This is a genomic window from Arthrobacter sp. GW822-FHT05G07 (genome assembly GCF_058799755.1).
Genome location: NZ_JBXALT010000011.1, coordinates 127,604 through 137,622, shown reverse-complemented (window position 1 = coordinate 137,622; position 10,019 = coordinate 127,604). Strand labels below are relative to the sequence as shown.

The 10,019-nt window shown below is 62.5% G+C and carries 11 protein-coding genes, 6 tRNA genes and 1 riboswitch; of the genes, 12 read left to right on the top strand and 5 right to left on the bottom strand.

Features of this window, described 5'->3' with window-relative positions; genetic code table 11:
- Nucleotides 1–4: 4 nt before the first annotated feature.
- The 5 genes from AC1RJY_RS18835 to AC1RJY_RS18815 form a co-directional block, all read right to left on the bottom strand.
- A tRNA-Val gene (locus tag AC1RJY_RS18835) sits at nucleotides 5–79 on the bottom strand.
- 23 nt (nucleotides 80–102) lie between these two features.
- Nucleotides 103–175: transfer RNA gene (locus AC1RJY_RS18830), tRNA-Gly, on the bottom strand.
- A 57-nt stretch (nucleotides 176–232) separates the two neighbouring features.
- A tRNA-Val gene (locus AC1RJY_RS18825) sits at nucleotides 233–307 on the bottom strand.
- Nucleotides 308–345: 38 nt separating this feature from the next.
- Nucleotides 346–416, bottom strand: a tRNA-Cys gene (locus tag AC1RJY_RS18820).
- A gap of 46 nt (nucleotides 417–462) precedes the next feature.
- A tRNA-Gly gene (locus tag AC1RJY_RS18815) sits at nucleotides 463–535 on the bottom strand.
- 250 nt (nucleotides 536–785) lie between these two features.
- On the opposite strand from AC1RJY_RS18815, the gene AC1RJY_RS18810 reads away from it, so the two are divergent.
- The 12 genes from AC1RJY_RS18810 to ribA all read left to right on the top strand — a co-directional run bounded on the left by AC1RJY_RS18810 (nucleotide 786) and on the right by ribA (nucleotide 10,011).
- Nucleotides 786–857, top strand: a tRNA-Val gene (locus AC1RJY_RS18810).
- A 96-nt stretch (nucleotides 858–953) separates the two neighbouring features.
- Entirely contained in the window at nucleotides 954–1,121 is a 168-nt protein-coding gene (locus AC1RJY_RS18805; RefSeq protein WP_159101462.1) for a hypothetical protein, read from the top strand.
- Between the two features lie 12 nt (nucleotides 1,122–1,133).
- Nucleotides 1,134–2,027: a cytochrome P450 gene (locus AC1RJY_RS18800; RefSeq protein ID WP_014921422.1), complete on the top strand. Its 894-nt coding sequence runs from the start codon at nucleotides 1,134–1,136 to the stop codon at nucleotides 2,025–2,027.
- A 50-nt stretch (nucleotides 2,028–2,077) separates the two neighbouring features.
- Complete coding sequence (gene def, locus AC1RJY_RS18795; protein WP_011774517.1) at nucleotides 2,078–2,650, top strand: peptide deformylase; 573 nt, start codon at nucleotides 2,078–2,080, stop codon at nucleotides 2,648–2,650.
- Complete coding sequence (fmt, locus tag AC1RJY_RS18790; protein WP_014921423.1) at nucleotides 2,647–3,567, top strand: methionyl-tRNA formyltransferase; 921 nt, start codon at nucleotides 2,647–2,649, stop codon at nucleotides 3,565–3,567. The genes def and fmt overlap by 4 nt, the downstream gene beginning before the upstream one ends.
- Complete coding sequence (locus AC1RJY_RS18785) at nucleotides 3,564–5,114, top strand: RsmB/NOP family class I SAM-dependent RNA methyltransferase (RefSeq protein ID WP_011774519.1); 1,551 nt, start codon at nucleotides 3,564–3,566, stop codon at nucleotides 5,112–5,114. The genes fmt and AC1RJY_RS18785 overlap by 4 nt, the downstream gene beginning before the upstream one ends.
- Nucleotides 5,115–5,169: 55 nt before the next feature.
- On the top strand, nucleotides 5,170–5,844 hold the full coding sequence (gene rpe / locus AC1RJY_RS18780) for a ribulose-phosphate 3-epimerase (RefSeq protein WP_011774520.1): 675 nt from the start codon (nucleotides 5,170–5,172) through the stop codon (nucleotides 5,842–5,844).
- 78 nt (nucleotides 5,845–5,922) lie between these two features.
- Nucleotides 5,923–6,077, top strand: a riboswitch (FMN riboswitch).
- A gap of 89 nt (nucleotides 6,078–6,166) precedes the next feature.
- Complete coding sequence (pnuC, locus tag AC1RJY_RS18775) at nucleotides 6,167–6,871, top strand: nicotinamide riboside transporter PnuC (protein WP_011774521.1); 705 nt, start codon at nucleotides 6,167–6,169, stop codon at nucleotides 6,869–6,871.
- Nucleotides 6,868–7,989 carry a bifunctional diaminohydroxyphosphoribosylaminopyrimidine deaminase/5-amino-6-(5-phosphoribosylamino)uracil reductase RibD gene (gene ribD, locus AC1RJY_RS18770; RefSeq protein ID WP_498603002.1) on the top strand — a complete coding sequence of 374 codons (1,122 nt, stop codon included), beginning with the start codon at nucleotides 6,868–6,870 and terminating at the stop codon, nucleotides 7,987–7,989. Before pnuC ends, ribD begins: the two co-directional genes overlap by 4 nt.
- Entirely contained in the window at nucleotides 7,989–8,618 is a 630-nt protein-coding gene (locus AC1RJY_RS18765; RefSeq protein WP_011774523.1) for a riboflavin synthase, read from the top strand. Before ribD ends, AC1RJY_RS18765 begins: the two co-directional genes overlap by 1 nt.
- Complete coding sequence (gene ribB, locus AC1RJY_RS18760) at nucleotides 8,615–9,310, top strand: 3,4-dihydroxy-2-butanone-4-phosphate synthase (RefSeq protein WP_014921427.1); 696 nt, start codon at nucleotides 8,615–8,617, stop codon at nucleotides 9,308–9,310. Before AC1RJY_RS18765 ends, ribB begins: the two co-directional genes overlap by 4 nt.
- Entirely contained in the window at nucleotides 9,307–10,011 is a 705-nt protein-coding gene (gene ribA, locus AC1RJY_RS18755; protein ID WP_014921428.1) for a GTP cyclohydrolase II, read from the top strand. The genes ribB and ribA overlap by 4 nt, the downstream gene beginning before the upstream one ends.
- Nucleotides 10,012–10,019: the final 8 nt, after the last annotated feature.

The following is a 10,019-nucleotide window of genomic DNA, read 5'->3' as shown; positions in this document are numbered from 1 at the left end:
GTTCTGGTGGGCGATACTGGGATCGAACCAGTGACCTCTTCCGTGTCAGGGAAGCGCGCTACCGCTGCGCCAATCGCCCGTTACCGGGTCCTTCATAAGGAGAGCGGACGACGAGATTCGAACTCGCGACATCCACCTTGGCAAGGTGGTGCTCTACCAGCTGAGCTACGTCCGCACATGCTGCTTGCCGGGCTGATGCCCGGCCTTCAACAACAAACAAGTTGCCTTGTTCTGGTGGGCGATACTGGGATCGAACCAGTGACCTCTTCCGTGTCAGGGAAGCGCGCTACCGCTGCGCCAATCGCCCATGCATCCAGCCAAAGCTGGAAGACATGGTTTTCACCGAGGTGGGTACGGGATTCGAACCCGTGTATACGGCTTTGCAGGCCGCTGCCTCGCCTCTCGGCCAACCCACCGTGTAAGCAGGATTCCGGGGAATTCTTGCCTTGACAGTGCCTTGCGAGCGGACGACGAGATTCGAACTCGCGACATCCACCTTGGCAAGGTGGTGCTCTACCAGCTGAGCTACGTCCGCAGTGTCGTTACCGGCGGGCAGCCCTGCAGGCATTCCGTCGCTTTCCGACGAGTAAAAACTCTATAGGAGGTTGCTGCAAACTCCAAATCGGTTGCCGTCTTTTGATCGCTGTGGCGGCTGGATCCTTGTGTTTGCGCGGATTTGCTCGAATTTCACGGCTGTAATTTCACTGGTGTAGTTCGAGGGCAGCCTGGACATCAGGATCCGTTTTGCATTCCGGCGATGGTCCGTTAGTGTTTTCTATGCACCCGGGCGATTGGCGCAGTGGTAGCGCGCTTCGTTCACACCGAAGAGGTCACTGGTTCGAACCCAGTATCGCCCACTACCGGGAACCCCGTTGGGACTGATTGATTCGGTCCAGGCGGGGTTTTTTCTTGTTTTCTGCGTCACGATTCACGTGGACGCGACACCCATCAGCATGCGCGAACAAGAAGAGCCCGAAGTGCCCCCAGCCGTCACGGAAACCGCCACCCTCATGGGGGATCTCGCAGTGACCGCGCCGATCCTCGCCGGCAAGCTGGCCAGGTTGCCTCCAGAGCAGTTCGCGTTGATCTTCCCGCAGATGAATTCTGTCGGCCCTCTATGACACAGTCTTTATATGACTGCTCCACTGCTTGCCCACGCTACTGACTACGGCCGGATGTACGCCCGCTCCACCACTGAGCAATTTTCTGTGCCGTCCATCACCACGGTGATCGGACAACAGGCGCATGCCTTGGATGGTTGGTTCAGTTACATGGGGGCGAGCAGCCTCGCTGCGGATCCTGAGCTTCCCTCGATCCTTGGAAGCCCGGCGAAAGTCCGTCAGGCAATCAACAAAGCCTCCAAAGCCGCCGAGGTTTACCGGGACGCGGCGGCCGCACGCGGAGATCGCGTCCACACTTACTGCGAACAGGTAGCTTTGCGGGCCATGGGGCGCCCACATCGAATGCAGGAATGCAGGGAGGACCTCGCTGCCAACGGTGAACAAGCCTTCGCCGCCCGTTTTGATGAATGGTGGGAGCTCTACAGGGTGGAGCCCTTGGCACCGGAGATTACTGTCTGGAACAAGACGGTGGGTTATGCCGGGACCTTGGACCTCGTGGCCCGGATCAACGGGCGCATCTGCCTGATTGACTACAAAACCAAGGGCACTACCCGGGACGGCACGGTCAAGGCCCTGGACGACAAAGTGGTCATGCAGCTTGCTGCCGGGATGAAAGCCGAGGAAAGCCTGGTGGACCCTGTTGCAGGTGAATGGGAGCCGTGGAAGTACGGAGACAGTCCCATGTTGCTTGCAGTAGCCATCGGTGAGACTGAAGTCCGGCCTCAGCGGGCTAATCCGGACATCCTCAAGCACCATTGGTGGAAGTTCTGCGCCCTCCGGCGGGTGTGGGAGATGTCAGCGGACGTTGTTGCGGCCGGGCAGCCACTGCTGCCTGTTGCTCCTCCGGTCTTCGCGTCAGCCGGTGCGGCACCGGCAGCCGCCATGACCTCAACTAAACTGGCTTAGGCTCCGCAACAGCCGGAACCTGGTTTGACGATCGTGAGGACTGACAGCAGATGGCAATTTTGAGTATCCGAATCATCGGGGATCCGGTGCTGCGCACCGTAGCTGACCCCGTCACCGATTTCGGTCCGGAGCTCGCCAAGCTGGTTGCCGACATGACGGAAACCATGGAAGACGTTGAAGGCGCCGGGCTCGCCGCGCCGCAGGTGGGTGTCAGCCAGCGTGTGTTTACCTACCGCATCGGGGGCGTGGAAGGCCACATCATCAACCCGGTCCTGGAAAACAGCGAGGACTACCAGCCGGATGAAGTAGAGGGTTGCCTTTCCATTCCCGGCTTGGGATTCCCCGTGCGCCGCTACAGGGCCACGCGGGCAACCGGCGTGGATCTGAACGGCAATCCGGTTTCGGTGGAGGCTGAAGGCATGCTCGCCCGCTGTTTCCAACACGAGACAGATCACCTTGACGGCGTCCTGTACACGGACCGGTTGGAAGGCGATGACCGTAAGGCAGCCCTCCGTGCCATCCGAAACGCCAATTACCACGCCATCACGGAACAAACCACCTCCCAGCGAGCCAATTCCGTAGGCTCCAGCTTCGGTGGCGGCAGCTTCGGGGCTCCCGAGTGAGGGTACTTTTCGCCGGGACGCCGGCTGTGGCTGTGCCGTCCTTGGATGCGCTGGTAAAGGCCGGCTTTGACGTCGTGGCGGTCCTCACCCGGCCGGATGCACCAGTGGGCCGCAAGCGCGTCCTGACTCCTTCACCTGTGGCTGCACGCGCGATGGAACTCGGTATTGACGTCATACGCGCGGCAAGGGTGAACGCCGATACTACGGCGGGAATCGCGAAGTATGCGCCAGACGTCGCCGCCATTGTTGCCTACGGTGGCATAGTTCCCAAAGCTGCCCTGGGAGTCCCCACGCACGGATGGGTCAATCTGCACTTCTCACTTCTCCCGGCATGGCGAGGCGCTGCCCCCGTGCAGCGTTCCATCATCGCGGGCGACGACGTCACCGGGGCAGCTACCTTCCAACTTGAGGAAGGCCTCGATACCGGGCCTGTCTTCGGGACACTGACCGAAACAGTTCGTCCTGAAGATACAGCGGGTGATCTGCTCGAGCGCCTATCCATCAGTGGCGCGGTGCTGCTGAGCCAGACCCTTTCCGCCATTGATGCCGGGAAGGCTGCTCCGCAGCCGCAGATCGGGGAGGTCTCCCTCGCCCCCAAGCTGACCCTCGACGACGGTCGTCTGGACTGGCAGCAGCCGGCCCTTGCATTGAACCGCCGGGCGCGTGGAGTTACCCCTGAACCCGGAGCATGGACCACCTTGGACGGCCAAAGAGTCAAGCTTGAACCTGTAGCTCTCCGGCCCGAGGTCAAGGATCTTCCGCCGGGAAGCATCAGGGTGGATGGCAAGTCGGTTCTGGTAGGCACCGGTTCCCATGCAGTGGAGCTTGGCCGGGTCCAACCGGCCGGTAAGAAAATGATGTCGCCGGCCGATTGGGCCCGCGGTTTGGCAACACCCGAGAGAGTGGTATTCGAATGAGCGAGTCCGGCCGGCGAGGCCCCAACAACAGCGGGAGCCGGGACGGCGGCGGACAAAACAACCGTGGAGCCCGCGGCGAGAGCAAACGCAACGCTCAAGGCCGGGAGCGAAACAGGGGGCCGCAGAGGGGCTTCACCAATAATGCCCCGTCGCAGCGTACGCGCCGCGCTGACCCGGCGCGACTGGTTGCTTTCGAAGTGCTTCGTGCGGTTGCTTCCGAGGATGCTTACGCGAACCTTGTGTTACCCGCACGCATCCGGGAGCATCGCTTGGACCGCCGGGATGCCGGCTTCGCCACTGAGCTGAGCTACGGTGCTTTGCGCGGGCAGGGTACCTACGATGCCATCCTGGCCCGTTGTGTGGACCGCCCCCTGGAGCAACTGGATCCTGCCATCCTGGATGCGCTGCGAATCGGCGCCCACCAGCTGCTCTCCATGCGCGTTCCTGCCCACGCCGCGCTGGATCAGACCGTCGGCCTGGCACGCGCCGTCATCGGAGCCGGCCCATCGGCCCTGATCAACGCGGTGCTTCGCAAAGTCACTGCCCACAGCATGGGCGAGTGGTTGGAGATCCTGCTGGATGACGAATCCGACGAGACCAAAATCGCTGCCCTGCGCCACGCTCACCCGGAATGGATTGTCCGTGCACTCCGCCAATCCCTGGTGAACCACGGTCGCCCAAAAACCGAGATTGACGCCCTCCTTGAAGCCGACAACGCTGCCCCGGTGGTTAACTTGGTGGCCTTGCCCGGCCTGGGGGACCTCGACGAAGCTTTCGATCATGGCGCCACTGCCGGTGAGTTGGTGGAAGATTCGGCTCTCTCCGCCGGCGGGGACCTTGGCCGTTTTGAATCGGTGCGGCGCGGCACAACGCGTGTACAGGACGTCGGATCACAACTTGTAGCGCGTGCTTTGGCCGGAGTCGAGTTGGGGGAGTCTCCTGCCCAAGGTGAACGCTGGCTGGACTTGTGCGCGGGTCCCGGTGGCAAGGCTGCGCTTCTGGCTGCCCTGGCCTATCGCGACGGCGCGACCCTCCTGGCCAACGAGCCTGCACCGCACCGGGCCAAACTCGTTCAGCAAGCACTTTCGGCTGTCCCCAGCGAGGCCTGGACGGTGCGGACCGGCGATGGTCGCGAAGTGGGTGCGGAGCAGCCCGAAACCTTTGACCGTGTCCTCGTTGATGTGCCCTGCAGTGGACTTGGGGCCTTGCGGCGGCGGCCCGAATCGCGGTGGCGCCGTTCTCCCAAAGACATTGGGGACCTGGGTCCATTGCAGCGTGACTTGTTGAAGTCAGCGCTTGACGCCGTAAAGCCCGGTGGAGTGGTGGCATACGTGACGTGTTCGCCGCATCCGGCCGAAACAACTGCTGTGGTCACTGACGTGCTGGCCAAGCGTGAGGACCTTGAACTCCTCGACGCCGGACAGGCGCTCGACGATGTCAGCCTTACCGGCAGCCTCGGCGCTGGACACGAGCTCACTGCCCAGCTGTGGCCGCACGTTCATCAGACGGATGCCATGTTCATGGCGATTATCCGCAAGAAGCCGTAGCCACCCACACGACTCTCACCGAACTTCCGACCATCACCGAACTGAAGGGGCTGCCTTGTCTCAGTGCTGTATCAACCCGAGCATTTTGTCTGCAGATTTCGTCAACCTTGAGGCGGAACTGCAACGGATCAGTAATGCGGATGCCGTCCATGTGGACGTCATGGACAACCACTTTGTGCCCAACCTGACGCTTGGCTTGCCGGTAGTTCAGAGAATTCAAGCTGTTAGCCCGGTGCCGTTGGACGCGCATTTGATGATCTCCGACGCCGACCGCTGGGCGCCTGCGTACGCCGATGCCGGCGTCGCTTCGGTGACGTTCCATGCCGAGGCCGCCATGGCGCCGGTCAAGCTTGCCCGCGAATTACGTGCCCGGGGATCCAAGGCAGGCATGGCCTTGCGCCCGGCCACACCCGTGGAGCCCTACTTGGACATGCTCAGCGAGCTGGACATGCTGTTGATCATGACGGTGGAGCCCGGCTTCGGGGGACAGTCGTTCCTGGACATCACGTTGCCCAAGATCCGGCGGGCGCGCGCGGCAATCGAAGGTTCGGGCATTGGCGTCGCCATTCAGGTTGACGGCGGCATCACCGAGGAGACCATCGTCCGCGCTGCAGAAGCGGGTGCAAACGTGTTCGTTGCGGGCTCGGCAGTATATGGACATGCGGACCCTGCAGAAGCCATCGACCGCCTCCGCGCGGCGGGTCAGGCTGCGGCCGCTACGAAAGCCTGACGACCGTCACCACATGTTACGAAGATTGCCCGGGAATAGCCCGGACATCTTTGTAGTTGTGGCAGAATAACAACACACATACGTGCTCCGGGGTCGGTGTAAGTCCGAACCGGCGGTTATAGTCCGCGACCCGCGAGCCATTGGATTCCAAGAAATTGGCGATCGATGGCGGACGGTTGAACTGGTGAAATTCCGGTACCGACAGTTAAAGTCTGGATGGGAGAAGCACGTACAGTCATGCCTTGGGCGTTACTTTTGCGACGCCCGGCATTGCGCTGTCGTACACCCCCGGAGTCATCGCGGCTTACTGGGAAGGAACGGCATGGACTTACTGCGATGGCTCTTCGAAGCACAGATCCCCGTTGGAGGATCTGCTCTTGTCTTACGCGAAGTGCTTGGAAACATCTTTGGGCTCCTCAGCGCCCTCGGCGGCATGCGCCGAAAAGTCTGGGCTTGGCCGATCGGCATCGTCGGTAACATCCTTTTGCTCACGGTCTTCCTGGGCAACGTCTTTGGTGCAGCCGCCCCCGCCACGTTGTGGGGACAGGCCGCCCGTCAGATCATGTTCATCGCCGTCGCCATTTATGGCTGGTACCGGTGGCAGCAGGGCCGGCAATCAAGCACCCCGGGGCGTGCAATCGTCCCCGGTTGGGCCAGCAATAAGGTGCGCATCGCGCTGATTGGTGCGATGGTGGCGGGCACGGCGGCACTGACGCCCTTGTTTGACGCCCTCGGCTCGTACCCGCCCGTTTGGGCCGACGCTTGGACCTTCATGGGATCCCTGCTGGCAACCTACGGCATGGCACGTGGATGGACTGAGTTCTGGCTGATCTGGGTGGCCGTTGACATCGTTGGTGTGCCGCTGCTGTTCAGCGCGGGATACTACGCCAGCGCGGTCATGTACCTGTTCTACGGCTTCTTCACCCTCACCGGCTTCTTTGTGTGGTGGCGGGCGGAAAAGCGCGAACGGGCCGGCCGCGGTACCAGCCCGGCAGTCGTTGCCGCATCCGTGGGAGCTGTCCAGTGAGCTTCGTCGACACCTCTTACACCGCTGCGGAAAGTGAAGCCATGGACGCCGCGCTGACGGCGGCCCTGGCCGGTCCCCGCGGAGCAAACCCGTTGGTTGGGGCGGTAATCCTCAGTCCTGACGGCGAGCAACTGGCAACTGGCTATCACCGGGGTGCCGGCACTGCCCATGCCGAAGCTGACGCAATTTCCGAAGCCCGAAAGAAGGGCATCGACATCGTGGGAACCACTATGGTGGTGACCCTGGAGCCTTGCAACCACGTGGGTCGCACCGGCCCCTGCGCCCAGGCCATCATTGCCGCGGGAATCGCGAAGGTGATTTACGCCGTCGACGATCCCCATGACCCTGCCGCGGGCGGCGCACGGACGCTCAGCGCCGCCGGTGTGGAGGTCATTTCCGGACTGGAATACGAGAAGGCGCTGGACCTGAACCGCGACTGGTTCGACGCCGTTGCGGCCAAGCGTCCGTTCGTCACCTTGCACATCGCCCAGACGCTGGACAGTCGCATCGCTGCCGTGGACGGTACCAGCCAGTGGATCTCCTGTCCGGAGTCGCTCGCCGACAACCACGGTCTCAGGGGACTCATCGACGCGATACTGGTAGGCACGGGAACCGTGCTGGTCGATGACCCGCGGCTGACGGCCCGAACGCCGGATGGGGAACTTTCAGCTCACCAGCCGATACGTGCCGTCATGGGCCTGCGGGACGTCCCCCAAGATGCTGCAGTCCGCGGAAATGACGGGCGTTTCGTCCACCTGCCCACACGGGATCCGGCAGAAGCTCTGGGCATGCTGTTCGAAAAGGGCGTCCGGCACCTCATGGTGGAAGGTGGCTCGTCCATTCTGAGCACGTTCCTGGCGGCAGACCTGGTGGACGAACTGATCGTCTACCTCGCTCCGACGCTGCTGGGATCCGGAACTCCGGCACTGAACGACCTCGGTATCACCACTCTGGCCGACGCACAGCATTGGTCGTGGGATGAAGCCGGCGGCGGCGCTGTCCGCATCCTCGGCAATGACCTTCGGCTCCACCTGCGGTCCCCAAGGGGTGCCGCGAGCACTATCAAGAATTCGATTCCGGGCAGTGAAGCCGCGGAATATGTCACGGGAGGACACTGATGTTTACGGGAATCGTTGCTGAGCAAGGCACTGTGCTGAGCATTGAGCATGAAGGAGATGCCAGCGCAACATTGCGGCTGAAAGCGCCTACCACCGCGGAGGGCTTGCCCTTGGGCGGCTCCATTGCCGTCAACGGGGTATGCCTGACCGCGACGCAGATCGACGGCCAGGATTTCAGCGTGGACGTCATGGGGGAGACCCTGGTCCGGACGACCATCGGCGAGCTGACGCCAGGAGATGCCGTGAACCTGGAACGCTGCGTTCCGGCCGGCGGACGCTTGGACGGCCATGTGGTGCAGGGCCATGTTGACGGTGTTGGAGAGTTGCTGGAACGCGAGCCGCTGGGCAACTGGGACCGTCTGCGTTTTGGCGTGCCGGCCCCGCTGGCGCGGTACATCGCCGAAAAGGGTTCGATCGCCGTCGACGGTGTATCACTGACCGTGACCGCCGTCAGTCCTGCCGCCGAAACGGCACCATGGTTTGAAGTGGGACTGATCCCCACCACGCTGGAAGAAACAGGCCTGGGTGCCAAGGCGGTGGGAGGCCGCGTGAATCTCGAAGTGGATGTGCTGGCCAAGTACACAGAACGCCTGCTGTCCTTCGCACCCCAGCAGGGGGGTGCGCGATGAGCGCTCCTGCCAAGACAACACCTACGGGGGAGCGCCGTACGGGGCTCGATCCTGTTGAATCGGCTATCGCGGCGATGGCGGCGGGCCAAGCCGTGATCGTGGTGGACAACGAAGACCGCGAGAACGAAGGCGACATTATCTTTGCCGCCGAACACGCCACTCCGGCCCTCATGGGCTGGACCATCCGGTATTCATCCGGCGTCATCTGTGTTCCCTTGGATGGAGCACGTGCGGACGCCCTCATCCTTCCGCCCATGGTGGAGATCAACGAGGACGCAAAGGGAACCGCCTACACCGTTTCCTGCGACGCCGCGATCGGTGTCAGCACCGGAATTTCAGCCACTGACCGGGCCTTGACGGCACGGATTCTGGCTGATCCAAGCAGCACTCCGGCATCCATCACCCGCCCCGGGCATATTTTCCCGTTGCGGGCAGTTAACGGGGGAGTGCGTGAACGTCCGGGTCACACGGAAGCTGCCGTGGACCTGTGTCGTCTTGCCGGGCTTGCTCCGGTGGGTGTGATCGCAGAGTTGGTACATGACGACGGTGAAATGATGCGCCTGGACAGCCTGCGCGACTTCGCCGCTGAACATGGATGCCCCCTCATCTCCATCGAGGACCTGGTGTCATATGTTGAGGCGGTAGAGTCCCAGACGGCACGTGTTTCACAGGAGGACGAGGAGAAGCGATGACCGCATCGACCACACACAACAGCGACCACACCGGCCCCGCGCCGCACCCTGTGACCGGCGGGCCGATCGTGCAATTGCCTACGGCCTTTGGTGATTTCGTTGCACAGGCCTGGACGGACCACGAGACAGGCCACGAGCACCTTGCCGTGAGTTCCCCCAACCCGCCCAAAGGTGGCCGTGCGCCCCTGGTGCGGCTGCATTCGGAGTGCCTGACCGGTGACGTGTTCGGTTCCTACCGCTGCGACTGCGGAGAGCAACTGGCCTATGCCCTGGAGCTTATCCACGCTGAGGGCGGAACCCTGCTGTACCTGCGCGGCCAAGAGGGCCGCGGCATCGGGCTGGCCAACAAGATCAAGGCCTACGCGCTGCAGGAAGCCGGCTTTGACACGGTGGAAGCCAACGAGCAGCTGGGGCTGCCGGTTGATGCGCGCTCATACGCCGCGGCCGGACAGATCCTGGCGGAGATGGGCCTGCACGAGGTCAGGCTGCTAAGCAACAACCCGGACAAGCAGCACCGCCTGGACAAGGCCGGGGTGACTGTTGTTGAGATGGTGCCCACCGAGGTGCCGTCGCGTGAACAGAACCTTCGCTACCTGCAGACCAAGAAGGACCGGATGGACCACCGGCTGACGCTCGATGTCGAGCCGGTCAGCAATGGCAAGACACCTTCAACGCACTCCTTTGACAACAACCAAGACTGAACGGATTC